The organism is Nocardia alni (genome assembly GCF_019038435.1).
Taxonomy (GTDB): Bacteria; Actinomycetota; Actinomycetes; order Mycobacteriales; family Mycobacteriaceae; genus Nocardia; species Nocardia alni.
On record NZ_JAGPOX010000140.1, the window covers coordinates 1 to 25,394 of the forward strand.

Annotated in this window: 25 protein-coding genes; 14 read left to right on the forward strand and 11 right to left on the reverse strand. The window is 68.4% G+C overall.

Features of this window, described 5'->3' with window-relative positions:
* From JZ791_RS35740 to JZ791_RS35755, 4 genes are all read left to right on the forward strand, one after another.
* Positions 1–901 (forward strand): YncE family protein (locus JZ791_RS35740; RefSeq protein WP_216900996.1); only part of this gene is annotated, 901 nt, incomplete at its 5' end.
* A gap of 14 nt (positions 902–915) precedes the next feature.
* Positions 916–1,164, forward strand: coding sequence for a DUF5703 family protein (locus JZ791_RS35745; RefSeq protein WP_216900998.1), 249 nt, complete (start codon positions 916–918; stop codon positions 1,162–1,164).
* Between the two features lie 6 nt (positions 1,165–1,170).
* Positions 1,171–2,241: a quinone-dependent dihydroorotate dehydrogenase gene (locus tag JZ791_RS35750; RefSeq protein WP_216901000.1), complete on the forward strand. Its 1,071-nt coding sequence runs from the start codon at positions 1,171–1,173 to the stop codon at positions 2,239–2,241.
* 345 nt (positions 2,242–2,586) lie between these two features.
* Entirely contained in the window at positions 2,587–4,299 is a 1,713-nt protein-coding gene (locus JZ791_RS35755) for a serine hydrolase (protein WP_216901002.1), read from the forward strand.
* Between the two features lie 6 nt (positions 4,300–4,305).
* Here the strand turns inward: JZ791_RS35755 and JZ791_RS35760 are convergent, their stop codons facing one another.
* From JZ791_RS35760 to JZ791_RS35770, 3 genes are all read right to left on the reverse strand, one after another.
* Positions 4,306–4,668 carry a hypothetical protein gene (locus tag JZ791_RS35760; protein ID WP_216901004.1) on the reverse strand — a complete coding sequence of 121 codons (363 nt, stop codon included), beginning with the start codon at positions 4,666–4,668 and terminating at the stop codon, positions 4,306–4,308.
* Between the two features lie 82 nt (positions 4,669–4,750).
* A complete protein-coding gene (locus tag JZ791_RS35765; RefSeq protein ID WP_216901006.1) occupies positions 4,751–5,035 on the reverse strand; it encodes a hypothetical protein in 285 nt (94 codons plus the stop codon).
* Positions 5,032–5,325 (reverse strand): hypothetical protein, encoded by a 294-nt coding sequence (locus tag JZ791_RS35770; RefSeq protein WP_216901008.1) that lies wholly within the window; start codon positions 5,323–5,325, stop codon positions 5,032–5,034. The genes JZ791_RS35765 and JZ791_RS35770 overlap by 4 nt, the downstream gene beginning before the upstream one ends.
* A gap of 430 nt (positions 5,326–5,755) precedes the next feature.
* Here JZ791_RS35770 and JZ791_RS35775 point away from each other — a divergent pair, with 430 nt between their 5' ends.
* The 4 genes from JZ791_RS35775 (at position 5,756) to JZ791_RS35790 (ending at position 11,252) form a co-directional block, all read left to right on the forward strand.
* Positions 5,756–7,246: a PfkB family carbohydrate kinase gene (locus JZ791_RS35775; protein ID WP_216901010.1), complete on the forward strand. Its 1,491-nt coding sequence runs from the start codon at positions 5,756–5,758 to the stop codon at positions 7,244–7,246.
* 89 nt (positions 7,247–7,335) lie between these two features.
* The gene (locus JZ791_RS35780) at positions 7,336–8,355 is read left to right on the forward strand and encodes a GTP cyclohydrolase II (protein WP_254206893.1); all 1,020 of its coding nucleotides are present in this window, start codon (positions 7,336–7,338) and stop codon (positions 8,353–8,355) included.
* 220 nt (positions 8,356–8,575) lie between these two features.
* On the forward strand, positions 8,576–9,259 hold the full coding sequence (locus JZ791_RS35785; RefSeq protein ID WP_216901012.1) for a GTP cyclohydrolase II: 684 nt from the start codon (positions 8,576–8,578) through the stop codon (positions 9,257–9,259).
* Between the two features lie 163 nt (positions 9,260–9,422).
* Complete coding sequence (locus tag JZ791_RS35790; RefSeq protein WP_216901014.1) at positions 9,423–11,252, forward strand: AMP-dependent synthetase/ligase; 1,830 nt, start codon at positions 9,423–9,425, stop codon at positions 11,250–11,252.
* Between the two features lie 701 nt (positions 11,253–11,953).
* On the opposite strand, the gene JZ791_RS35795 is transcribed toward JZ791_RS35790, so the two are convergent.
* Both JZ791_RS35795 and JZ791_RS35800 read right to left on the reverse strand, forming a co-directional pair.
* On the reverse strand, positions 11,954–12,496 hold the full coding sequence (locus JZ791_RS35795) for a YbhB/YbcL family Raf kinase inhibitor-like protein (RefSeq protein WP_216901016.1): 543 nt from the start codon (positions 12,494–12,496) through the stop codon (positions 11,954–11,956).
* 62 nt (positions 12,497–12,558) lie between these two features.
* A complete protein-coding gene (locus JZ791_RS35800; RefSeq protein WP_216901018.1) occupies positions 12,559–13,920 on the reverse strand; it encodes a M20/M25/M40 family metallo-hydrolase in 1,362 nt (453 codons plus the stop codon).
* 872 nt (positions 13,921–14,792) lie between these two features.
* Between JZ791_RS35800 and JZ791_RS35805 the strand changes: the two genes are divergently transcribed.
* The 3 genes from JZ791_RS35805 (at position 14,793) to JZ791_RS35815 (ending at position 17,971) form a co-directional block, all read left to right on the forward strand.
* Positions 14,793–16,121 (forward strand): sensor histidine kinase, encoded by a 1,329-nt coding sequence (locus JZ791_RS35805; RefSeq protein WP_216901020.1) that lies wholly within the window; start codon positions 14,793–14,795, stop codon positions 16,119–16,121.
* A 10-nt stretch (positions 16,122–16,131) separates the two neighbouring features.
* Positions 16,132–16,788 carry a response regulator gene (locus tag JZ791_RS35810; protein ID WP_216901022.1) on the forward strand — a complete coding sequence of 219 codons (657 nt, stop codon included), beginning with the start codon at positions 16,132–16,134 and terminating at the stop codon, positions 16,786–16,788.
* A gap of 331 nt (positions 16,789–17,119) precedes the next feature.
* Positions 17,120–17,971, forward strand: a complete 852-nt coding sequence (locus JZ791_RS35815; RefSeq protein WP_216901024.1) for a lysophospholipid acyltransferase family protein — start codon at positions 17,120–17,122, stop codon at positions 17,969–17,971.
* An 82-nt stretch (positions 17,972–18,053) separates the two neighbouring features.
* On the opposite strand, the gene JZ791_RS35820 is transcribed toward JZ791_RS35815, so the two are convergent.
* The 6 genes from JZ791_RS35820 to JZ791_RS35845 form a co-directional block, all read right to left on the reverse strand.
* Positions 18,054–18,806, reverse strand: coding sequence for an SDR family oxidoreductase (locus JZ791_RS35820; protein WP_216901026.1), 753 nt, complete (start codon positions 18,804–18,806; stop codon positions 18,054–18,056).
* 29 nt (positions 18,807–18,835) lie between these two features.
* Positions 18,836–19,339 (reverse strand): hypothetical protein, encoded by a 504-nt coding sequence (locus tag JZ791_RS35825; RefSeq protein ID WP_216901028.1) that lies wholly within the window; start codon positions 19,337–19,339, stop codon positions 18,836–18,838.
* 150 nt (positions 19,340–19,489) lie between these two features.
* Positions 19,490–20,041, reverse strand: a complete 552-nt coding sequence (locus tag JZ791_RS35830) for an alpha/beta-hydrolase N-terminal domain-containing protein (protein WP_216901030.1) — start codon at positions 20,039–20,041, stop codon at positions 19,490–19,492.
* Positions 20,035–20,688 carry a hypothetical protein gene (locus JZ791_RS35835; RefSeq protein WP_216901032.1) on the reverse strand — a complete coding sequence of 218 codons (654 nt, stop codon included), beginning with the start codon at positions 20,686–20,688 and terminating at the stop codon, positions 20,035–20,037. Before JZ791_RS35835 ends, JZ791_RS35830 begins: the two co-directional genes overlap by 7 nt.
* 384 nt (positions 20,689–21,072) lie before the next feature.
* Entirely contained in the window at positions 21,073–21,465 is a 393-nt protein-coding gene (locus JZ791_RS35840; protein ID WP_216901034.1) for a hypothetical protein, read from the reverse strand.
* Between the two features lie 331 nt (positions 21,466–21,796).
* Positions 21,797–22,351, reverse strand: a complete 555-nt coding sequence (locus tag JZ791_RS35845; RefSeq protein ID WP_216901036.1) for a hypothetical protein — start codon at positions 22,349–22,351, stop codon at positions 21,797–21,799.
* A gap of 251 nt (positions 22,352–22,602) precedes the next feature.
* On the opposite strand from JZ791_RS35845, the gene JZ791_RS35850 reads away from it, so the two are divergent.
* Genes JZ791_RS35850 through JZ791_RS35860 form a run of 3 tightly spaced genes read left to right on the forward strand, consistent with a single transcriptional unit; the run spans position 22,603 to position 25,369 of the window.
* Positions 22,603–22,848 carry a ferredoxin gene (locus JZ791_RS35850; RefSeq protein ID WP_216901038.1) on the forward strand — a complete coding sequence of 82 codons (246 nt, stop codon included), beginning with the start codon at positions 22,603–22,605 and terminating at the stop codon, positions 22,846–22,848.
* Positions 22,848–24,146 (forward strand): NAD(P)/FAD-dependent oxidoreductase, encoded by a 1,299-nt coding sequence (locus JZ791_RS35855; protein ID WP_216901040.1) that lies wholly within the window; start codon positions 22,848–22,850, stop codon positions 24,144–24,146. Before JZ791_RS35850 ends, JZ791_RS35855 begins: the two co-directional genes overlap by 1 nt.
* Entirely contained in the window at positions 24,143–25,369 is a 1,227-nt protein-coding gene (locus JZ791_RS35860) for a cytochrome P450 (RefSeq protein ID WP_216901042.1), read from the forward strand. The genes JZ791_RS35855 and JZ791_RS35860 overlap by 4 nt, the downstream gene beginning before the upstream one ends.
* Positions 25,370–25,394: the final 25 nt, after the last annotated feature.

Below are 25,394 nucleotides of genomic sequence, written 5' to 3' on the forward strand. Positions count from 1 at the left end.
TGCCGCGGTCTCCCCGGCCGAGCACACCACCCCCGCCGGGACCGTGACCGAGTCCGCTCCCATCGCCGATGCCCTGGACGATCCGGGGACCGGCAAACTGGTCCTGCTCGCCCCCGACGGGGTCACCGTGCGCATCCTGGATCCCGCCGCCCTGACCGACCCTCGCACGATCACCCTGCCCGCCCGCACCTCGGCCCTCGTCCCCGGCCCGTCCGGCCAGGTGCTGGCCGCGGCCGGACGGCAGGTCCTGCACATCGACGTCGCCGACGCCACCGTCCGCGCCACCCCCGTCGACGGCCAGGTTCGCGCGGTGGCCAAGCGCGCGGACGGCACGATCGCCGCGGGCCTGGCCGATCATCGCCTGCTCATCCTCGCGCCCGACGGCCACGTCGAACAGACGGTGACGGGCCTGTCCGACATCGATGCGATCGCCACACCGGGCACCGCGGTCACGGTCCTGGACCGGACGCAGACCGAACTGTCCCAGATGGATTTCAAGCGCGAACGCCCCGGCCTGGCCCTGCGCGCCGGTGCGGGCTCCACACAGATGATCACCGACCACTACGGCCGGATACTGGTCACCGACACCGCCGAGGGCGCATTACTGGTGTTCAGCGCCGATCCGCTGCTGATGCGGCAGATGTTCCCGGTAGGCTCGTCGCCCTACGCGCTCGCCTACGACCAGCGCACGGAAACTGTCTGGGTCACCCTGACCGGATCCAACGAAGTTGTCGGTTACGACCTGTCGACGGGTATACCGGAGGAAGTGGGACGCTTCGCGACGGTACGTCAGCCGGACTCGGTGACGGTCGACTCTCGCACCGGCGACCTGTTCGTGGCATCCGCGACCGGTGACGGTCTGCAACGGATCGGCGCGGACGACAGGAAGAGAGGGCAGTGATGGCTCGGGCCTCGATGAACCGACAGTCCAGGCGGTCGGTTCCAGCGGAGTGGGAGGAGACCAGCGAAGAAGGAGAATACGAGTACGTGCCGTTACGATTACCCCCCGAAGTCACCCGGGTGACCGCGACGATCCGGCTGGCTATCCAGGCCGAATACGGCGGCTGGGAGCTGTCCCGGGTGCGTGCTTACACCGACGGCAGCCGCCGCGTGCTGCTGCGGCGGCGAAAGACCACGTTTCCGGTGCCGGGCCCGGGGATGTGAGTCCGCATGTATTCCTTGGTGCTGCGTCTGATGTTCCTGCTACCGCCCGAACGCATCCATCACTTGGCGTTCGTGGCGATGCGCTGGGCGACCGGCCTCGCCCCGGCCCGGGCCCTGCTGACCCGCCTGACCGCCACGAGTGATCCGATCCTTCGGATCACGGCGTTCGGGGTCGAATTTCCCGCGCCGATCGGGCTGGCCGCCGGATTCGACAAGGACGCCGAGGGCGTGAACGCTTGGGGCCCACTGGGTTTCGGATTCGCCGAGATCGGCACCGTGACCGGGCAGGCGCAGCCGGGCAACCCCGCTCCGCGCCTGTTCCGGCTGCCCGCCGACCACGCGCTGATCAACCGCATGGGGTTCAACAATCACGGCGCGGCCGCGGCCGCCGACCGGCTGCGCCGGCGTCGTCCGGGCGGGGTGCCGATCGGCGCGAACATCGGCAAGACCAAGGTCGTCCCCGCCGGGCAGGCCGCCGACGACTACGTGACGAGCGCCAAGCTGCTGGGCCCGCTGGCGGATTTCGTCGTGGTCAACGTCAGCTCGCCCAACACGCCCGGACTGCGCGATCTGCAAGCGGTGGAGTCGTTGCGTCCGCTGCTGGCCGCGGTGCTGGACTGCGTGAGCGTCCCGGTCCTGGTGAAGATCGCCCCCGACCTGAGCGACGAGGATATCGACGCGGTCGCCGACCTGGCCGTCGAACTGGGCCTGGCCGGGATCGTCGCCACCAATACCACCATCGCCCGCACCGGCCTGCGCACCCCCGCCGCCGAGGTGGACGCGCTGGGCGCGGGCGGGTTGTCCGGGCCGCCGGTCGCCGAGCGCTCCCTCGAGGTCCTGCGCCGCCTGTACGCCCGCGTCGGGGACAAGCTGACGCTCGTCTCGGTGGGCGGCATCGAAACCGCCGATCAGGCCTTCGAGCGTATTCTGGCGGGCGCCTCCCTGCTGCAAGGGTTCACCGGATTCATCTACGGTGGGCCGTTCTGGACTCGGCGGCTGCACCGGGGGGTGGCCGCACGGCTGCGCGCGGGCGGGTACGCGAGTATCGGCGAGGCGGTGGGCGCGGCGCACGCCTGAGACGGTGCTGCGGCCTGTGTGGGTGACCGCGCTGTCGGCGTCGAGCACGGACGACGGATACAACGTCATCGCCCGTCGGCTTGGCCGGGAGGCCGGTGACGTCGAGTCCGACCGGACTGCCACAAGATCCTGTCCGGGTGCCGCGTCTGGGCATAGGTCCGAGCCTGCTCGGGCCGAAGCGGGTCGGGCTCGGACGCGGCGCTCCTTTTCGTCGCGCGCCTGAATGCGCCCGGTCCCGACCTGTAGAGCGCAGGACCGGTTACGCTGGCTGACAGCGCGATCTGGTCGACGGCTGGTCGGCCGCAATGATTTTCGAGTCTTCATCGCTGTAGGGCAGGAGTCCGTGTGACGACCGAGACGAGTGCCGGAATCCAGCTGGCCCAAGCCCTGGAGGGTGAGCTGGAACGCTTCGCGGTCCCGGGCATGGCGGTGGGTGTGGTCCAGGACGGGCAGGTGGTCCTGGCCCGCGGGTTCGGGCTGCGTGACGTGGCGGCCGGGCTGCCGGCCACCGAGCGCACCTTGTTCGCGATCGGCTCCACGACCAAGGCCTTCACCGCCACCCTGCTCGCCGCACTGGTCGGCGACGGACTGCTCGAATGGGATCGTCCGGTCCGGGAGTACCTGCCGCGCTTGCGATTACACGATCCGGTCGCCACCGATCTGCTGACCGCCCGCGATCTGCTGTGCCACCGCTCCGGGCTGCCCCGTCACGACATCGTCTGGTACGCCAACCCCGAGCTGAGCCGTCGCGAGGTGGTGGAACAGCGGCTGCGCCACCTGGAGCCGAATCGCACCTTCCGCGAGGTCTGGCAGTACAACAACCTCATGTACCTGATCGCCGGCTACCTGGCCGGTGAGCTGCTCGGCAGCAGCTGGGAACAGGGGATCCGGGAGCGGCTGTTCACGCCGCTGGGCATGACCGGCACCTGTTTCTCCCCGCAGGAGGCGCGCAGCGGCACGGACTGGAGCCGCGGCTATCGGGAACGCGACGGCGTCCGGGAAGAGATGCCGCCCAAACACTTTCCCGTCTGCGCCCCGGCGGGCAGCATCTACTCCTGCGTCGCCGACCTCGCCCGCTGGGTACAGGCCAATCTGAACGGAGGCCGGCTCGACGGGCGGGAGGTGATCGACCCGACCGCGCTGCGCACGCTGCAGGCGCCGGCCATGGCACTGGGCCAGGAGGCGCGGCTGTGGCCGGAGAGATTCGGGATCGGCTACGGCCTGGGCTGGGGGCTCGAGAGCTACCGCGGCCAGCGCCTGGTACACCACGGCGGCAACATCGACGGTTACAGCGCCAAGGTCGTGATGGCGCCCGACGCCGCGGCCGGGGTGATCGTGCTGGCCGATCACCAAGCCAGCCTGCTGCCCGACGCGGCCTGCTACCTGGTCATGGACGAGTTGCTGGGACTGACGCCGCTGCCGTGGGGCGAGCGTATGGCAGAGTTGCAGCAGTCGGCGCGGGCGGGCGCCAAGGAAGCGACCCGGCGCCAGCGCGCGGCCTCCGCGGACACTCCTCACGCCCACCCCGAGGCCGCGTACCTGGGCGAATATCACCACCCCGGCTACGGAACGCTGCACGTCACCGCTGGCGAGGATGGGCTGACCGCACGCCTGGGAGTTCTCGATCTCGGTATGCGTCACCGTCACTTCGAGACCTGGGATCTCGACCTGACGGCCGTGGAAACCGCCCTCACGCTCACCTTCGCCACCGATCCCGAGGGCGAGGTCGGCTCGCTGGCCGTACCGTTCGAGCCGTCGGTGTCTCCGATCGTCTTCCGCCGCCGGCCCGCGCAGGAACTATCCGACCCCGAACTCCTGGCGACGTTCACCGGCGACTATCTGATGGGTCAGCTGCGGGCCCGGGTACGGCTCGACCGCGACCACCTCACCGTCGAGGTCGCCGGCGGTCAGGCCGTGGTGCTGGAGCCCAGCGGTGAGCGCACGTTCACGGTGCGCCGGCAGCCCGGGGTCCGGATCCGGTTCCTGGTCACCGACTCCCGTGCGACCGAGATCGAGGTTCATCCCGGGGGCGGCGTCTACATCCGGCAGGAGCCCTGACGCCGTTCAGTGCGGGCGTGGGATACGTCCCGAGAGCACCGGCTCGGCTTCGCGGCGCGTGCGGACGCCCGAGTGCCGGCGCAGGCGCTCGATCATGCGGCGCGACAACAGGATCACCGCACGCTCGTAGCGCACCCCCAGCGTGGCCGCGTAATCGGCTACCTCCTGGTAGGTGTCCTCGTCGTGCACCGCGTCCGGATCGCTGAGCAGTTCGTCGAGCTCCATCCCGGCCAGGGCCTGCAGAGGTGAGAGCCGGTGGCCCGGCAGCCAGCTCAATCGCCATTGCGCCACACCGTCACCGGTGTCCCGCCAGGCGTATTCGGGAGTCCGATCACTGGTCATGGTCCAGTCGGTCGTCTCGATACTCATGACTGTCTCCTCTCGAGTACCGTCGGATACTCACTTCGGCTGCGGTCGCCGAAAGTCGTGGCGCGCAGGGCAGGCGCCGTGGTCATGCGCACCTGCGAATTCCCAGTTCGAGCAGTGCGAGGTCGAGCGTGAGGCCCAACTCCGCCGCGTGGACCAGCGCGCGGGCACGCACCAGCCGGTCGTGGCGCACGTCCTCCCGGTCGTAGGTCTCGGCCAGGTCCATCCCGGCCAGGGCCTGGGCTCGGGTGACCAGACGTTCGGGCAGCCAACTCAGCCGCCAGGACGCCTCCCACTTCTCGGCCACCCGACAGGCCTGTTCGTCGGTCCGATCGCTCGTCATCAGCCAGTCGCCGATATGGATGGTCATGACGATCTCCGTAAGTTCGTGCGGTGCAATAGGATCGACAAGGCTTGCGGCACAGTGATGTTCAGAAGGACGGCATGCCGATCGGCCTGGTCCCACGCATTCGGGTCGGCCAGAGTCCGCGGCTCCGCGGCGATTTCGGCCAGCTCTACTCCGGCGCGGGCCTGCTCGCCGGTGAAACTACCGTCCGGCAGCCAACTCAGCTGCCACACCGCCCCGCCCCGTGTAGTTCTCACGGCCCATTCGCCACTGAGGCCGCCGATGATGGTGCGGCTGTTCTCATAGATGGTCACAACATTCTCCCCGCAGTGGACCGAGCGCCGTCCAACCGTTTCCGGAGTGCCGAAAACCCCGTCGGCGTGGTTCTCGGATGCCGGACGGGTCACGTCGCGGGCGGCGACTGGTGGATTCGGGCGTGGGTCAGGCGCAGACCCGACCAGGGAAGGCGATCGGCTCGAGCTCGCCGTCGAGGACCTCGCCTCGGCGATGACACCGCCGGATACGCCGCTTCAGGAGAATCGTTCCCGACATCAGGACCTCCCCGATGCGCCTCAGCGCACTAATGCGGACCAGTAGGGGGCTTTTCCCAGGAGATTCTGGCAAATGCCGTCCTACCGTGTAAGTTTCCGTAGTGACACCAGGATAAACCCGAAAGTGAACGGGAATATGCCGCGATTGCGTCCAACGTCTGCAACGATGGTGATACGGAGGTGACAGGCTTCCATGACCGGAGACGACACCACAGTCGCCGCAGTGCGCAGTGTGCTCACGAGCCTGCGCAAACGGGCGGGCTTGCAGCCGGACCGCTTGCACCGTACCGAAATCGACGCAGATGCCCTGATCGAGCAGCCGGTGATCCAGACGTATGCCGACAATGCCGATCTGTCCCCGCTGGAGGCGGCGCTGCCGGTGATCCGGGCGATGGCCCGGAACCTGACGCCGACCGATCGGCTCGTCGTCGACGTGGAACTGAACCTGCGCCTACTGGAAAACGCTCCGCCGCCGGGTGTGAACACAACCGACCTGTACGCCGACGACCTCGGTGCTCGACGCTGGTATCTGTGTACGTACTGGAGCGAATTGCACCACGGCGTACCAGACGAGGACATACCCGACACCCCGACGTTGCGTACCATCCGCGGCTCGACAGAGGAGAGGGCTTTCACCGAGCTGGCGCGGCTGATCGTCGAAGGCTCGGCGTATGGAGCAGTGCTCCCCGCGGCTGTCACCGAACAGCCGCAGAGCGCGCCCAGAGTCGTCGTGGTCGGTGACGCTGTCATCGACCATCTCTACCGTGTGGAACAGATGCCCGGCGCGGGCGCGTCCGTGTGGGGCACACGCGTGGTGCATCCTGGTGGCAAAGGTCTCAATCGCGCCGTCGCCATCGCCGAGTTCGGTTGGCCGGCGGCGCTGCTCGCCGCGGTCGGCGACGACGACGCCGGTCATAATCTGCGAAACTATCTGCGCGACAAGCATGTCAATACCTCCCTGGTGAAGACGGTCGAGCAGACACCGACACCGGTTACCGCGGTGATCGTTTCCAGACGCACGGGCGAACAAGCGATCATCGCCGACAAGGACGAGCGGATGACCTTGTCCGACAACGACATCGGCTCACCGGCTGTCCACGCGGCGATCGCCGCCGCGGACGCGTTGCTGTTCACGTTCGAGCAGCCTGTCCGGGTCCTCACCGGTCTGCTCGACGTCGTGCGCACGCTGAGGCATCCCCCGCAGTTGATTGTGCACGCCTCACCGACCTTGCCGCGGCCGCAGTCGCTGTACCCGTATCTGCCGATGATCGACTATCTGATCGGCAGCACCACAGACTTGGACGCGCTGGTGTCGAATACCGGATCCCCGGTCGGCGACACCGCGCAGCGGCTTCGGGTCGCCGGCGTGCGCGGGGTGTGCACGCTGAAAGGCTTCGGATGCACGGTGCACTCGGACCACGGCGACTTCGACATACCGCCGTTCCCGTCGATGCTCACTAGATCGCCCGGCGCCCCGGCGGCGTTCACGGCCGCATTGACCCATCGCCTGCTCGACACGCCGCACCCTCCGGGCGAGATCGACTTCGTCTGGGCCACAGCGGCTATGGTGGCAACGCAGTCACTGGACTCGGTACCCGAATCCATGCCGCCGACCAGCCGGGTCGACAACATCGTGCAGCTCCGGCTGGCCCGTGAGGCAGGAGACCTGAGCGGCGCGATGTAGAAGTCGTATTTCCCGCACGTGGCTTCAGTTGAAACCCCAGCTCGGCCGGTACGCTACCCCAGGCTTCTCTGCCCGGCTACCACACGATAATGGACACGGAAAGGTTCGATCCCTGGATGGACGACGGCCACTCGGTCTCGTTGCTGTCTGACGACACCACGCATGAGACCAGCCGGAGCGGGCACACGTTGTCGCTCGATACTTGGCGCGGAGCAACATCGACGATCACTGAGCCCACCCCCGCCGGGCACGATACCGAGCACACCTTCAGCCGCCGAGGACACGGGTTGCCGCTGCGGGTGTTCGAAATCGGCGACGGCCAGCACAGCCACATGCTCGTCTTCGGTGAACCGGTGCAGGACTGTCTGGTCCGGATCCATTCCCGATGCCTCTACGGGGAGTCGCTGCGATCGGACGACTGTGACTGCGGCCCAGAGCTGGACAAGACGCTGGACATGATCCAGAACGCGGGTGGGGGCGTGCTGATCTACCTCGAACAGGAGGGCCGCGGCGAAGGCCTGATCGCCAAGGCCCGCGGATACCACTACAGCGAGCAGCACGGCGCGGATACCTTTACCAGTTACGAGGCCTTGGGATACTCGGCCGATGCGCGCTCCTACACCAAGGCCGCCGAATGCTTGCATGCTCTGCTGACGAGCCACGGACTGACAAAGATTCAGCTTCTGACCAACAATCCGGCCAAGGCCGGAGCTGTCAGGGCGGAGGGAATAGCGGTGACCGTGGTGCCGCTGCGAACTGTGCCACTGAGCGCTCGGGCCACGAGCTATCTGGAAGCCAAACGCCGCCACCGACAGCACTGGATCCCGACCGACAACGCACCATGGGCACTCGAATCCGCATGGGCCCCACTACAAGACCCAGTTATGACTACCGATCACGGAACACTTGTCGGCGCGGATGTCAGCGGCGAGCTGTCGAAGCCATCGGAACGTAACCGCCGCGAGATCATCGGCATGGTCGTCCTGATGGCGATCCTGGCCACGGTGGTCGTGCTGGTCGTCGTAGGCCACGCGAGGGCAGCGGGGACCGCGGCCTCCGGCGGATTCGTCCTGACGCTCGCCGGGACCTGGTTCGCACGTCGGCGGTAACGCAGACAACTCACCCGAATGGTGACTTTCGAACAGCCCGGACATCGTCGCAGAGCCGAAGGGCGAACGCAGTATTGCGATCGCCCTTTCCTCGAAATATCCACCGCCGCAACGAGTACCGATAAAACGATCCGTGCTGCGGATCACGGCCGCCGACACAGGTGTGCGGTTATGATGCAGTGTGAGGTGAGGTTCGGCGAAAACTCTACCAGGGCAGCGTATGTGGAACACCTTTGCGGTCACGAGCCACGAGTTCTCCCGCAAGGGTCATCGGCTTCGCATCGAGATCGCCGAAGTCCCTGTCGGCCGGGGGCATCTGCTCATCTTCGGGTCCATCGGCGATGGTTGCCTGGTTCGCATTCATTCTCGGTGTCTGTACGGAGAATCGCTGGGTGGTGATGACTGCGATTGCGGTTCGCAGCTTGATCAGTCGCTGGATCTCATCGCGGCGGACGGGGCCGGTGTGCTGGTGTATCTGGAGCAGGAGGGGCGCGGATACGGGCTCATCGCCAAGGCTCGTGGCAACAGCGAGAGCGAACGGACCGGTCTGGACACCTTCGCGAGCTATGAATCGCTCGGGTACGACGCGGACGCGCGGTCTTACACCGAGGCCGCGCAGGCGCTTTCGATACTCGGGCTGACCTCGGTCCAGTTGCTGACCAACAACCCGGCCAAAATGCGTGCGGTCACGGCGGCGGGGATCGGTGTGACGGTCGTTCCGATCCGTACCCGTCCGCGCACGGTGCGGGCACAGGCGTACCTCGATGCCGAGCGCCGTCGTGGTCATTGGATTCCCACCGACGATCCGCCGTGGGCGATGGAATTCGGTCCGCCCGCCAACGGCGCCACAGGCCCGCTGGCCGGCCACGGCCACCGGCGACCGTGCGCGAGCCGGCCGGTGTAGGCGCGCCGGGGGCGATGCGCCGATAGGATGAGTGAGCCGCGTCACTTGGTGGTGCGATGCCGACGTCGCGATTCGATGTGGTCACCGATGTGTCGGGGCCGGTCGGGCAGGGCTCAGGCGGAGCCTGGTGCGACTCGGTCCGTAGAGGTATCGGAACAGGGATATGACGACGACAGAGATCGGTTATACGCATCAGACCGGGGTGACGGTTCGGACCGTACCCGAGGCATTTCAGCAGACTGTGAGTGTGCGGCCGCATCAGGTGGCGTTGCGGACCGTGGGCGGGAGTGTGCAGATCACCTGGGGGGAGTATGGGCGGCGGGTGCGGGATATCGCCTCGGGGTTGGCGAATCTTGGTGTGCGGCAGGGGGATACGGTGGGGATCATGCTGACCAATCGGCCGGAGTTTCATCTGGTCGATACCGCTGCGCTGCATGTGGGGGCGGTGCCGTTCTCGGTGTACAACACCAGTGCGGCAGAGCAGATCGCGCATGTGTTCACCAATGCAGGGAACAAGGTGGTGATCACCGAGCAGGCGTTATTGCAGGCTGTGCTGGGGGCGGGGGTGGCGCTCGAGCACGTCGTTGTCGTCGACGGGGCGGCCGCGGGGACGTCGTCGCTGGCCGAGGTGGAGGCGAATCCAGCTCCCGGGTTCGATTTCGATGCCGCCTGGCGTGCGGTGCGGCCGGAGGATCTGGCCACGCTCATCTACACCTCCGGCACCACCGGGCCGTCCAAGGGGGTGGAGCTCACCCACAGCAACGTGGTCGCTCAGGTGGTCGGGTGCCGGGAGATCCTCGAGGTCGGTCTGGACGATCGGACGGTGTCGTATCTGCCGTCGGCGCATGTGGCCGACCGGCTTTCCGCGCACGCGATGAACCAGTTCACGGGGATCACCATCACGTGTGTGCCGGATGCTCGCGAGATCGCCGCCGCGCTGCCCGACGCCCGGCCGACGAGCGTGTTCGGTGTGCCCCGGGTGTGGCAGAAGCTGAAGGCCGGGATCGAGGCCAAGCTCGCGGTCGAGCCGAGCCCGGTCAAGAAGGCGCTGGCGAATTGGGCGATCGGGGTCGGAATCGCCACGGCCCGGGCGCGATTGGCCGGTGCGGGTGTGAATCCGGTGCTGGGCGTGCAGCACCGGATCGCCGATGCCCTCGTGCTGTCCGCGCTGCGGCGCACCCTCGGCCTGGACGAGCTGCGGCTGGCCTCCTCCGGCGCGGCCGCGATCCCGCCCGAGACGCTGGAATACCTGCTGGGACTGGGCTTCACCGTCAGCGAGGTGTGGGGTATGTCCGAGACCACGGGCGCGGTCACCTACACCGAACCGGCCGAGCCGCGTCCCGGCTCGGTCGGTAAGGCCATGAGCGGCATGGAGATCCGCCTCGACACCGATGGCGAGCTGCTGGTCCGCGGCCCCCTGGTCACCCGCGGCTACCGGCGCATGCCCGAGAAGACCACCGAGGCCCTCGACGGCGACGGCTGGCTGCACACCGGCGACGTCGCCACCATCGACGGCGACGGCTACGTCACGATCGTGGACCGCAAGAAGGAACTGATCATCACCGAGGCGGGAAAGAACATCTCCCCCACCAACATCGAGAACTGGGTCAAGACGGCCTCGTCCCTGGTCGCGCAGCTCGTCGCCATCGGCGACGGCAAACCCTATATCGCCGCCCTGGTCGTGCTGGACCCCGACACGGCCGCGGTCCGCGCCAAGAGCCTGGGCGCCCCGGACGCCGACCTCGTGCAGCTGGCCACCCATCCCGAGATCGTCGCCGAGATCCGCGCCGCCATCGAATCGGCCAACACCAAACTCGCGCGCGTGGAACAGATCAAACGCTTCCGCATCATCCCCGCGGCCTGGGAACCCGGCGGCGACGAGATCACCCCCACCCTCAAACTCAAGCGCGCCCCCATCGCCACGAAATACGCCACCGAGATCGCCGAGCTGTACCAGAGCCCGCCGGCCGAGCCGGTCGTCGACCTGAAGTAGACCGGAAACCACTGTGGCCCCGAGCATTACGCTCGGGGCCACAGTGCGGGATCGAATCACCGAACATCGGGCGGTGGTCGAGATGACCGGTGCGCAGAGCCTGGGAATGGCTGGCATAGCACGGACACCGGAACTACGCCCACGGCCCGGCCGCATATCGTGATCACGCCGCAGCCGCCCGATTCCGCGTGCGCCGCCGAACTGATCCCCTCGCACGCGGCATGTGTCGGAGAATCCCTCGTAGTGCACAGCGAGCGGCACCCTGTACGCGCCCGCCGGAGACCCTTGGGGACGCATCCCGGGCGCGTCATCGACTCCCGCCCGTACATGTGTGCCGGGAATCATCGTGGGGCACAGGGTCGCATCGGGTCGCCAGCCGTCCAACCTGGGTGCAGTTCACCGTATCTCGCACATGCCGCGCACGACCTGCACGTCGTGCCGATCGCGGGTCACCGATCCCCTCTGTGCCAAAAGTGCGCCCGCCGATCACCGGCCGAGCCAGGTCACGCCGGGGCAGGTCGAGTTCCGGCGGCCAGTTCCCTATGCGCGCCCGCCGGAGCCCCCGTGGGCGCGCCGAGTGGCGTTGCCGTCGCACCGCGGCGTGCCGAGCCCGGCCTGGAGCTACATTCTGCGCGTCGAATCGTCCGCTTTCCGACGATCAGGACCACAAAATGCAGCTACAGGCCGGGCACACGCCTGTGTCAGGCCGGCTGCTCGAAGGTCGCGACGATCTGGGCACGCGCGATGGCGTGCGAGAACAGGTTGAAGCCCAGGAACGCCGGGGTCGCCTCGGCGGGCACGCCGAGGGATTCCACGTCCACAGCGTGCACGGTGATGTAGTAGCGGTGGTAGCCGTGTCCAGGCGGCGGGCCGGCGCCGACGAAGCCGGGGAAGCCGCCGTCGTTGCGCAGGGTGATCGCACCGGGGGGCAGTGTGCCGCCCTCACTGCCCGCGCCCGCGGCCAGAGTCGTTGCGGAGACCGGGATGTCGGCCACTGCCCAGTGCCAGAATCCGGACGCGGTCGGCGCGTCGGGGTCGTATACGGTCACCGCGAAACTCTTGGTCTCGGCGGGGAATCCCGACCATGACAGCTGGGGAGACACATCCTTGCCGCCCGGCACACCGAACTTGCCGCTGGCCTGGTCCGCGGCGAACGCGGCGCCGTCCGCGACATCGGTTGAGGTGAGGGTGAATCCGGGCAGGTCCGGGAGCGCCGCGTACGGGTTGTAGGAGTAGTCGGGCACGAGGTCCGTCCTTTCGTCGTCGTTAGATCCTTGCCGAATCCGATGTCCGGCGCGGGGAGTGGTCAGCTGTGCAGCAGGAAGTGTTCCAGTACCTCGGTGCCGAATTCCAGTGCGTCCACCGGAACTCGCTCGTCCACACCGTGGAACAGTGCGGAGAAGTCCAGCTCCGGCGGCAGGCGCAGCGGCGCGAATCCGAAACAGCGAATCCCCAAGCGCGCGAACGCCTTCGCGTCGGTGCCACCGGACAGCATGTACGGTACCGTGCGCCCGTTCGGGTCGTGCGCCAGCACCGCGGCGTTCATGGCGTCGACCAGATCGCCGTCGAACGTCGTTTCGTAGGAGTCGAGTTTGGTGATCCACTCGCGTTCGACGTCGGGGCCGATCAGCTCGTCCACCTCACGTTCGAACGCGGCCTGACGGCCCGGCACCACCCGGCAGTCGACCACGGCCTCGGCGGTCTGCGGGATGACGTTGGCCTTGTACCCCGCCTGCAGCATGGTCGGATTCGCGGTGTCACGCAGCGTCGCGCCGATGATCCGCGATATCGTGCCGAGCTTGGCCAGCTGGCCCTCGATATCGGGACCGTCCGGGTCGAATTCGATGCCCGTCTCCTCGGAGACCGCCGCGAGGAATGCGTTCACCGACTCCGAGAGCACCAGCGGGAAGGTGTGCTGCCCCAGCCGCGCCACGGCGGCGGCCAGGATCGTGACCGCGTTGTCCTCGTGCAGGAACGATCCGTGTCCGGCGCGAGCCTTGGCGCGCAAGCGCATCCAGCCCAGGCCCTTCTCGGCGGTCTCCACCAGGTACAGCCGCCGTTCGGTGCCGTCGCGGCGGGGTACGGTCAGCGAGAATCCGCCCACCTCCCCGACCGCCTCGGTGATGCCCTCGAACAGGTCGGGCCGGTTGTCCACCAGCCACTGCGAGCCCCACTTGCCGCCGTTCTCCTCGTCGGCCAGGAACGCGAACACGATATCGCGCGGCGGCACCGTGCCCTCGATCTTGAACTGGCGGGCCACGGCCAGCATCATGCCGACCATATCCTTCATATCGATCGCACCGCGCCCCCACACGTACCCGTCGCGCACCGCACCGGAAAACGGGTGCACACTCCAGTCCGACGCCTCGGCGGGCACCACGTCCAAATGCCCGTGCATCAGCAGCGCGCCCCGACCACGATCGGCGCCCTCGAGCCGCGCGAACACATTGCCGCGTCCCGGCGCGCCCGATTCCACGTACTCGGTGACGTACCCGGCCTGATGCAGTTGGTCGGCGACCCATTGGGCGCATTCGCGCTCACCCGCGGTCGTGGCCAGATCACCGGTATTGGAGGTGTCGAACCGGATCAGCGCACTGACCAGATCCACCACCTCCGACACGGCTCGAGAGGTCTGTGGGGATCGCTTGTCTACACCAGTCTCGGACACGTACCCCTTCCTACCACTGTCGCAACCCCAACCCCCGCTTTGCCCGCACCCTGCGCACAATCGTCAACGCCCCGGGCCGGTGGCGCGTCGCGGCGGATCGAGCCGACCGCCCGGTTCACCCCAACTCACTCGGCCTACCCCGTTTCAATCCCTGAGAACCGGCCTCCCGCTACATTTTGTGCCCCCAAGTGTCCGGTTTCCGACTTTGGCGGGCACAGAATGTAGCGCTGGGCCGGGTGCCGCGTGGAGTCGGCCCGCAGAGTGCAGTTCGGCGTGGTTGCCGTGCACCAGCGCTTGGCGGTGTGGTGCCGGGTCGGTGCCTGCGTCCGATCATTCGCCTGGTGGGCATGGTCGTCAGCGCGGCTGCCATCGATGAGGCCACGCCGAGCAGAATTCGTGGTCTCGAGATCATCCGCCGACGACGGCGCTCTGCCTCCAGATAGTCGCGAACACGCTGGTCCAAGCCGCGGATAGATGTTTGACGATCACGGCCATACCACCGTCGTACCCTCCTCGGGAATTGTTTGTCCGCAACCGCGCTCTTTCCAGAGATCTCTACCCTCAGGGAGAGAGACACGATCCGGCGTACATGGGGCTCACTCCTCGGGCAGTGGAGAGCAACGTTGTCGCCACGCCGACCGTCCGGTGCCCGCCCCCGTCGATGCCATCGCCCCCACGGGGGATCCGCAGTCCCCCGCAGGCGGGACGATCGCGCTCTGGCCTGCGGGTATTGTCGCGAGGGTGTATTCGAACCGGGCGCGACCGTGGCGTGAGCGGAGCGCAGCGGAATGAATCGTGGGCACAGCAGCCGAGGGTCGGCCAGGCGCGGTGGGCGACGCGGCTTTCCGCGATTGTTCGCCTCGGTTCGTGATGTGGGTGCGGCCGACGGTGGTGAGCTCGCTGGGGTTCGCCGCTCGCTGACGCGGCAGTCGGTTCTGGTGGCCGTGGCGACCGCGATCGTGGACACGGTGAGTTTCTCGTCGTCCGGGATCTTCTCTGTCGCACCCGGGGTCGGCGCGGCGGTCGCGGTTCCGCTGATCCTGGCGGATCTGGCGTTCGCCGCCCCGCCGGCGACGGCGGGGGTCGTGGCGGTGGTGCAGACGGTGCTGCGGGTGGTGGCGACCGCCGTGCTGCACGGGCACGGGCTGCCGCTCAAGGACGGCGACATGGGATTCCTGATCGCCGGTTATCGTGCCGGGGCGTGGTTGTCGGGGCGCGCCTCGCTGCTCATCGTGCCGATCCTGGCTCTGGGGTCGTGCGGGTCGATGCTGATCTCGCGCGGCCCTACCGCGCACGGCTGGCTGCTGCTGGCTACCACGGCGGCCTCCACGAGCCTGGTGCCGTGGTTGATCGGCCGTTACACCGCCGCCGGCGGCGCATACGTCACCGAACTCGAACAGCGCGAACGGTTGCGGCGCCAGGAGCAGCGCGCCGCCCTGGACCGTGCGCTGGCCGATGAGCGCGAGGCTATCGCCCGGGATCTGCACGACGTCATTTCCCATCATGTCAGCGCTATCGGCATGCACGCGGGCGCGGCGCGTATGGCGTTGTCCGCCAGCAGATCCGCGACCGACCCGAATAGTTCCGACAGCGGCGGCGACTCGCCCGCGATCCGCTCGCTGGCGGCGGTGGAGGCGAGCAGCCGTGCGGCCATGGTGGATCTGCGCCGCCAGCTGGATCTGCTGCACGGCCGCGACGAGGCGGGCCGGCGCCAGCCCGGACTGGCCGATATCGAGGAGCTCGCCGCGCACGTGCGGGAAACGGGCCTTGATCTGGATTTGCTCGCCTCGGGCACGACCACCCCCCTGCCCGAGTCGCTCGATGTCACCGTGTACCGGATCGTGCAGGAGATGCTGACCAACGCGCTGCGCCACGGCGCGGGCCGGGCGCGCCTCGAAGTGGACGAGCGCGGCGACCGCGTCGTCATCACCGAGACCAATCCCGTTGCGGACCCGCGTGATACGGACAGTTCACCGCACCGCGGTCTGGACGGTATCCGGCGGCGCGCCGAGTTGTTCGGCGGCACGGTCGATTACGAGATCGTCTGTCATCCACCGGCCGTCGAGGTGGGATCGGCCGACGCCAGGAATATCCGGCCGGGCAGCGCCGGACCGGGCAGCGCACGATCCCACGGCGTCGCCAGCGGAACTGCCGAAAACCACTGGCGTATCACGGTATCCATCCCCATCGCGGGCACATGAGCGGAGTTCGATGACCACCCCGATCCGCGTCCTGATCGCCGACGACCACGCCATGTTCCGTTCGGGGCTGCGCGCGGTCCTCGAGGCTCATCCGGACACCGAATGCGTCGCCGACGTGGGTGACGGCCGCAGTGCGGTCGCCGAGGTCGCGCGGCTGCGCCCCGACGTGGCGATCCTGGACGTGCGCATGCCCAAACTCGACGGCCTGGCCGCCACCGAGGCCGTCGTCACCGCGGGCGGCACCCGGGTGCTGGTGCTGACCACCTACGACAGCGAGGCGAGCCTGGCCCGGGCGCTGCAGGCCGGGGCCAGCGGCTTTCTGCTCAAGACGCTGCCGCCGGAGGAGCTGATCGCCGCGGTGCGCGTCGCCGCGCGCGGGGACGCGGTGATCGATCCGTCGATGACTCGCCGGCTGGCCGGTCGTCTCGCCGGAACACTCACCGCCGCAACCGAACCCACCGAGCTGGAGGCGCTCACCGCCCGCGAGCGCGAGGTGCTGCTGCTGGTGGCCGGCGCCCGCAGCAACAGCGAGATCGCCGCGGCGCTGCGCGTCGGGGAGGAGACGGTCAAGACCCATGTCTCCCGGATTCTGGCGAAACTCGGTGTCCGCGACCGGATCCACGCGGTCGTCTACGCCCACCAGCACGGACTGGTCGATCGGCCGTGATTCGCAGCGAGGTAGCCATCAAGATCGAAACCGACTGAGACAGAGTGGCATTGCGCACACTCGCCACCAAGCAAACGCTTGCCTGCTAACCTTGCGAAGGCAGGAGGACGGCACGGCAGGGTCGACGAGGACCCGCATACGCTCGCCGTTACCGGACCGCGAATGCGGCCATCGTAGCTATCAACGGGGATGTGACCGAGGGCATTTCGGATGTCGCTCGAAGTTGACCAGCAGTCGTCGACACGGGATCACCGTTGCATACGCGGACACCGGGCATGGCCCGGGCGCACGCCGTCCTCCGACCGGTACTCGATCACGAAGGAACGAGACGATGAACACCCGCCGGAAGCTTCCGGACCCCGACCACCCGTTATTCCCCGTCGCGCGGGCGTATATGAACTACTTCACCCCCCGGGTCAGCGGCCTGCGCAACCTGCCCGTCACCGGCCCCGCCCTGGTCATCGGCAACCATTCGTCGATCTACTGGGCGCCGGAGATATGGGTGACGTTCATGGCCATGCTCGACCACCGGCCCGACGAGCCCAGTTTCGGTGTGGCACACGACATCCTGCTGAATCTTCCGGTCCTGGGCGACAGCCTGCGATCCTTCGGCGCGCTCCCCGCCTGCAAGGAGGCGGCCACCGCCGGAATCAAGGACGGCGCCGCGGTCCTGGTCTATCCCGGCGGCGACTGGGAGGCCTGCCGGCCCTGGACCGACCGCGACAAGATCGATCTCGCCGGCCGCAAGGGCTTCATCCGCCTGGCCTTGGAACTCGGTGTCCCGGTGATCCCCGCGGTCGCCAACGGCGGCCACGACGCCATCTTCGTGCTCAGCCGCGGGGAACGCACCGCCCGCCTCCTGGGGCTGAACAAACTGTTGCGCTCCAAGGTTTTCCCCTACACCCTCGGCCTCCCGTTCGGGGTCGCGCCGGTCCTGCCCCAGCTGCCGCTGCCGGCCTCGGTGCATGTGAGTTTCCTGCCGCCGCTCGAGTGGTCCACCGAACCCGGCGATCACACCGACGCCGCCACCGTCGACCGCTACTACAGCGAGACGGTCGCCACGATGCAGACCGAACTGGACCGCCTGCGCGCCGAAACCCCGAATCCTGTGGCGACCGGGATCAAATCACATCTGGCCGGACTCCCCGGCCCACTGTCCGGGCTGGCCGAGCTGATCCACTGACCGCTTCCTTCGCTGCGCTCCGGCACGAGCAGGGTCCCGGCTGTACCGTCCCCTGCGGCACGAGCGAGAGTCGGCCCGTCGCTCACCCGCGCCCGAGATAGGGCATGCCGGTCGCGGTGATCGTCAGGAACGGGACGTTGACCTCCAGCGGGAGTTCGATCTGCTGGAGGACGACGGCCGCCACGTGAGCGGCGTCGAAGGTGGGCTCGGGACGCACGCCGCCGTCGGGTTGCATTGCGCCGGTGGCGATTCCGGCGGTCATCTCGGTGGCGGCGTTGCCGATGTCGATCTGGCCGACCGGGATGTCGTGCGCGCGCCCTTCCAGGGCCAGCGCTTTGGTCAGCCCGGTGACGGCGTGTTTGGTCGCGGTGTAGGCGATGGCGTAGGGGCGCGGGACGTGCGCGGAGATGGATCCGTTGTTGATGATCCGCCCGCCTCCGGGCCGCTGGCGGCGCATGAGCCCGAACGCGGCCTGCGCGCACAGGAACGCCCCGGTCAGATTGGTGTCGACCACACGCCGCCAGTCCTGCACCGAGACCTCCTCGACCGGCCGCGGCGGCCCGAACAGCCCGGCGTTGTTGAACAGCGCGTCCAGGCGCCCCCACCGGTCCTCGATCCGCTCGAACAGCTCGCGCACGGAGTCGGGATCGGTGACATCGGCGACCATCGCGTGCGCCGAGCCCGGGCCCGGCGCGGCCGAGACGGTGGCCTCGAGGGTGTCGCGGGTGCGGCCCGCGGCCACCACCCGATGCCCGGCCGCGCTCAGCGCGATACTGACGGCGCGGCCCAGTCCGGTGCCTGCGCCGGTGACGAGAACGATCTTGGAGTCGGACACGCCCCGAGGCTATCGCACACCGCTGCCGGTCAGTGATAGCGAAAGTCCGCGCCGTCGCCGAGAATTCGGATGCCGAAGGCCCGCAGGCTCTTGTCGTTCTCCTCGCGCCCGGCGAATGCGCGCAGTGCGGCCATGCCCCGATCGGGAATGATCGGCGCGAAGGGTTCGATCAGGTGGGACAGATCGGTCCCGAGCGCCTCGGCGGCATGGTTGATGGCGGCCAGGACGAACAGACTGTTCCGATAGTCCTCCAGTAACGGCACGGCCAGGCCCACCGCGATCACCGCACGTTCGAGCGGCTCAGGCGACTGCGAGCGCCGCGCGAGCGATGCCATGCGCTGCCCGTAACAGTTCAGGCTCGCGGCAGTGCGCGGACCGAGCTCATCCCGGATCTCCGTCCGTGCGGTCGGTGTTCCGGCGCGGTAGGCGTCGATGATGCCGGTGACCACCATGTCCCGTTCGTCGGGAATCCGTTTGTCGACAACGGTATAGTCCCTGAAACGCTTCGACAGCAACGGACCCAGCACACTCATGAAGCCATTCTCCAGCCACTGACTTGCTTGAAGTGTCCCGTTCGGCCGGCTCAGGCGGCCGAACGGGACACTGGGCAGGTCTGCCTGGCGACATCACCCGGGCGCTGGACGTCGGCCGGAATCACCAAGCGCTGGATGCCGGTCGGATCGCTAGGACGATCGTTCCGCAGCGGCCGCGGCCGCCTTCGGCGCGGGCTGGATGAGCGATGCGGCGTCCGCCGGGTTGTCGAGCAGAGGCGCGTTCGCGACCGGCGCGATCCGGCGTCGGGTACGGATGGCGCGGCCGATCCGGCGTACCACCCAGCGCACCCCGCGCAGCAGCCCGACCAGCAGTCCGGCGCTCAGGGCCGCGCCCAGCGCGGCGCGCAGCCAGTACTCGGGACCGATGGGGGCGCTGCCCATGGCAGCGCGCAGGCCGTTCTGCCAGTGCGTGGCGTTCACCGTCGCGGCCGTGATCGCGAAACCGCAGACCAGCAGCACCGGGACGAGATGGTGGCCGTAGCGGGCTTCGACATCGATCCCCCTGCGGCCCAAGGGGATTCGGATCAGCCCGGCGATTCCGATCGCAGTCATGGCCAGTGCGCCCGTCACCACAGCCTGCGTCGCGGAGGTGCGCGGCAGCACCGCGGGCATCAGCGTGAACACGGTTGCGAGCGTCACCGCGACGACAGTGCCCACCCGGGGGCGCAGACGTGTCAGCATGCCGCCCTCCGCCGACGTCGGCGCAGCCCGAACCAGGCCCCCGCGCCCACAATCAACGCCCCGAGGACACCGAGCGCCTCGGGCCCGCCCAGATGCCACAGCTGCGTATCGATGTGCTTGCCGTTCAATTGGATTCCGAACACGTATTCCGGCTCGGGGGTGGCGTAATTCTGCCGTCGCGAGTTCAGGTCCACTCCGGTGGTGGCGAGTGTCGCCATGAAGTCGCATTCGGTCTGGGACATCGAGTCGACGCGGTCGGCGCACGCGGCGTGGATATGCTTCTGGAATACCGCGTCGATGGCCTGGCGCGCCCACGCGCCCAAAGGCTGATGCCGCCGTTCGGCGTAGCGCAGCACGTCGTAGCCCAGATCGTGGGCGCGGCAGGCGGGTTTGAATTCGAGTGGCAGCTGGATCGGGGACGAGCAGTCGCCCAGCGGGTCGACGAGCAGATGGTCCTGTACGACCGGCGTGTACCCGGCCCCCGCGGCGAAATCGGCGGGCAGCGCGATCGCCCACGGATGCGGGCCGATCAGGTCCAGCACCGCGGCGCGGGCCACCGTGTTTTCCGCGCGCGGGTCGATCGCCGCGGCGGAGGCGTGCATGGGGGGTGCGAACGCGAGGGTGATCGTGGCAGTGAGTAGCGCCATCACCATCGAGGCGAGCCAGCGGTGAACATGCCCGGGACGGATTCGTGGTGGTAAACCGGCTCTCAGTGGCAGGGCTCTGCGGCGGGCGATCGTCGTGGGTTCCGGTGGAACGTCCGGCCGGGCCGGTGTTGCGTTACTCACGGTGTCCGAAGGTAGGCGATCGAAGAGTGAAAGGGGTAGTCGAGATATGCAATCGCACCCTTTGTCCGTAAAAGCACCGCTAGCACACGCGCTGCTCGGCGTGTCGACGGCGTGCCTTTAAAGTACTTTGGTTGAATCGCTGGACTTTACCACAGCCTCCTTGGACCTTCCCAGGGAAGGCCTCCATGGGCAGGCGACACCACTCACCCGGGGGACAGCTGTACGGGACCGGGTGATGACGGGTCAGGCGCAGTGGATCACGAACTCGGTGGCGGCGGTCTCGTCGGGGCGGACCTCGACCTGGGCGTTCGACACTGCGTCGGCCTGGCAGCCGGACGGGACGGAGGTGACCGTCGCGCGGTAGCAACCGGCCGGAACCGTCTGGGTCGCGGCGCCGTCGTTGCCGGTTGTCAGCTTCGCGACGACGCTGTTCGCCCCGCACTGGGTGAGGTTCACCGCGACCATCGGCACACCGAATCGTTCGGTGCCCGTTCCGGCTCGTACCTTCACCGTGCCCTGGGACGTCGGTGATTTCGGTGTGCCCGGCGACTTCGCGGGCGACGAACAGCCTGTCGCGGTGGGCAAGGTCAACACCACCGCGGCCAGTATGGACAGGGCGAACAGCACCCGACGCACCCGAACTCCCTTCGGTCGATACCGAGAACTCCCTGGTTGAGCTTGGCGGCATATCCGACAGCACGTACCGCCCGGTACCACCCTAGGGCCTGTCGAGCATTCAACCGCGCCAACACACTTCGAATTCGTCCCCCTTGACCGATTGCCCCGGTCGGTCGTCCTGTCTGCCGTGTTCACGAACGGCCAGTCCCGTGCCGAACACGTGTCGGCAACCAGCAGGGACCGGCCGCGATCGCGATCGCCGGCGAACCGGCCACCACCATTCCCGGCGCCCGAGTCGTCTCGATCCCGGCAGGGGCTGAAGTGCCCGGCAGCCGTCAATGCGGCGGTTTCAGCGCCACTGGCCACGACCGCGATCCCGCCGCATACCGTCCAGGAACGGCGAGGTCTGGTGCGGTGCACCGTCCTTACCCGCCTGCCAGATGACCTGGTGGTCGCTGCGCACGGCACGGGCCAGCACGACCAGGCCTTCGAGCAGCATGCTCGCGCCGAGGGTCAGCAGCAGGCTGTTGCTCAGCGCGGTGGCGTCGTGCGGATCGATCGCGCGCAGACCGAAATTCGCGCCGAACTTCACCACGACGTTGACCACCCACAGCACCACCGTCAGCACGGTGTACTGGACGAAGGCGACACCGCCCCGCTCGGAGATCCGCACGCTCGCCCCGCGCAGCGCGCCCAGCACCAGGCTGATCACCACCGTGACCGCCAGGAAGCCCACGGCCGCAGGAGTTTTCACATCCTTGGTCACATCCGACAGGCCGATCGCCATCAGCACCACCGGCAGGATCAGCATCCGCTTCGCCTGCGCGGGCTCACCGCCCATCCGCCGGGCCAGCACATATCCGATCGCCACCAGAATCAGGACGATCTGCAGCGCACCGCTCATTGGAATCTCCGTTTCTCACAACTCGAAATCGTCGAGTCCGACCGTAAATCCCTCGGGGGTGCGCGGTCCTGCGCCGACGGGCGGATATTCCGCCCTCCGGGTGGAGAAAAATCTCCACCCGCGTATCCGCTGATCGGTCCAGGACACCGGCCCGACCATGGTCATACCGTGAGCGACATCGGCGACGGGCTGCGATCGATGCACCGCACCGCCCGCCGGCCACCCCTATCCGGTACGACGCGGGAGATTTCATGCGGGTTCTAGTCGATTTGAATCGGTGCCAAAGCTATGGGCAATGCGTATTCGCCGCGCCCGGGGTGTTCCGATTCCGGGGCGAGGAATCGCTCGAATACGACCACGTGCCCGCCGCCCGATTCGATCGGGAGGTCGAGCGGGCCGCGCGGGCCTGCCCCGTACAGGCGATCACGCTGGGCGGCGACGGTGAGACCTTCGCCGACGCCACGGAATTCATCGCGGCGATGGCCGCGGAACTGTGATGGCCACGGCAGTCGGCCGTATCGTCGTCGTCGGCGCCTCGCTGGCCGGATGGCGAGTCGCGGAATCCGTGCGCCGCAACGGGTTCGCCGGCGAGCTGGTCCTCATCGGCGAGGAGCCGTACGAGCCGTACGACCGGCCGCCCCTGTCCAAGACGGTGCTCAGCGGCTGGATCGGCACCGACAAGCTGGCGCTGCCGCATACTCCCGGCCTGGACGCGCGGTGGGTCCTCGGCGTCGCCGCCACCGGCGTGGACCGCGCCGCCGGGACCGTGCATCTGGCCGACGGCCGGGCGATCGGCTACGACCGGCTCGTCATCGCCACCGGCGCGCGTGCCCGGCCGTGGCCGGTGGCCGCCGAGGCCGCACTGGGCGGGGTGCATCTGTTGCGCGGTCGCGAGGACGCGGACCGGCTGCGCGCGGATCTGCTCGCCGCGCCGCGCCGGGTCCTGGTGATCGGCGGCGGATTCACCGGATCCGAGGTCGCTTCCAGCTGCCTGGACATGGGCATCCCGGTCACCCTCGTGCAACGCGGCCCCGCACCGCTGTCCGGGGCACTGGGCACGGCGGTCGGCGCGGCCCTGGGTGCGCGGCAGCGGGCGCACGGCCTGGACCTGCGGGTCGGTACCACTGTCCAGGCGCTGGCGGGCGAGGGCCGCCTCACCGGTGCGCTGCTGTCCGACGGCACACCGCTCGATGCCGAGGTCGCGGTGGTGGCGCTGGGCTCGGTGCGCAACACCGAATGGCTCTCGGGCGCGGGACTGTCCGCCGACAGCGGCGGTGTGGACTGCGACACCGCCTGCCGCGCAATCACTCTGGACGGCACACCTGCCGAGGAGGTCTACGTGATCGGCGACGCGGCCCGCTGGCGGCACCCGCCTTTCGACGCGCCGCCGGCCGCATTCGAGCACTGGGGCAACGCGATCGAGCAGGCCGATACCGCCGCGCACAACCTGACCCACGGCGGCGCCCTGTGCCACACCCTGGGCCTGCCGCAGTTCTGGTCCGATCAGTTCGGCATGAACATCAAATCCGTGGGGCTGCCGCATATCGCGGACCGGGTGATGCTCGCGCAGGGCTCGTGCCGGCGCGGTCCGTTCGTCGTGGTCTATGGCCGCGACGGTGTCACCGTCGGCGCGGCCGCGGTCGACTCACCGCGCGTACTGGACGGCTACGCGGCGCTGGTGGCCGACTCCGCGCCGTTCCCGCCGCTCATCGCCGCCAACGACAGCCCTGCCACGCCCCTGATTCTCGACTCCGGCGCCACGCCGCAGGATTTGTCCCTGGAAGGCGTCCGATGACAAGCACCCAGTATCCGGCCGCGGCGCTCTACGACAGCATCCTGGATCCGGCCAACAGGCACGACCCGTATCCGTACTACGCCGAGCTGCTCGCCGAGCCGTTGCACCGCCTGGACGAGCACGTCTGGCTGGTCACCCGGTACACCGATATCGTTCAGCTGCTGCGTGATCCGCGAATGACCCAGCGTGATCCGCGGCAGCCCGTGGCTGATCCGGCGCCGCTGGGCTCGGACGGCACACCGTTCCACGGCCCGTTCCTGGTGATGGACCCGCCGCATCACGACACCCTGCGGCGGCAGACGATGCATCAATTCATTCCGCGCATCCTCGGGCTGCGCCCGCATATCGAACGCCTGGTGCACGGCCTCCTCGACGCCCGGGGCCAGGGTCCGGGAGTGATCGATATCGTCACCGATCTGGCGTATCCGCTGCCGGTCGGCGTCATCTGCGAGCTGCTGGGCGTGCCGGCCTCGGAGGAGCCGGTATTCCACGCCTTCGCCGAACGGCTCACGCGCGGACTGGATCCCGAGGAGTCGCTGAGCGAACAGGAGAAAGCCGAACTGGCGGTGACCCGCGGCGAGTGGCGCGACTACCTCACCCCGATGATCGCGCGGCGTCATCGCGATCCCGGCGACGACCTGATCTCCGGACTGCTCACCGAGGGCGACGCCGAAACCCGCATGAACGCCGTCGAACTCGGCGCCACGCTCGGGATGCTGCTGATCGCCGGGCACGAGACGACGGTCAATCTCGTGACCAACGGCGTGCTGACCCTGCTGCGCAACCCCGGCGTACTCGGGCGGCTGCGCGCGGATCCCGACCTCGCGCCCGCGGTCGTGGAAGAGGTGCTGCGCTACGACCCGCCCGTCCAGATGACCGGCCGTCACACGACCGCGCCGATTCAGGTTGCGGGACAGACTATTCCGGCCGGTGACGACATCCGACTGCTGCTCGCCGCCGGGAACCGCGACCCGCGGCGTTTCACCGATCCCGCCCGCTTCGACCCGGACCGTCCCGACAACGCCCACCTGGGTTTCGGCGGTGGCGTGCACTACTGCCTCGGCGCGGCCCTGGCCCGGATGGAGGCGCAGGCGGCCCTGTCCGCCGTCGCGGCGCGCGTGCGCGCCCCGCGCTTGCTCGCCGACCCGCCCGCCTATCGCCCCAACATGGTCCTGCGCGGCCCGGCCACCCTTCGGCTGGCCTACGACGAGATCACCGCATAACCCTGCGTCCCTGTCTCTTATACGC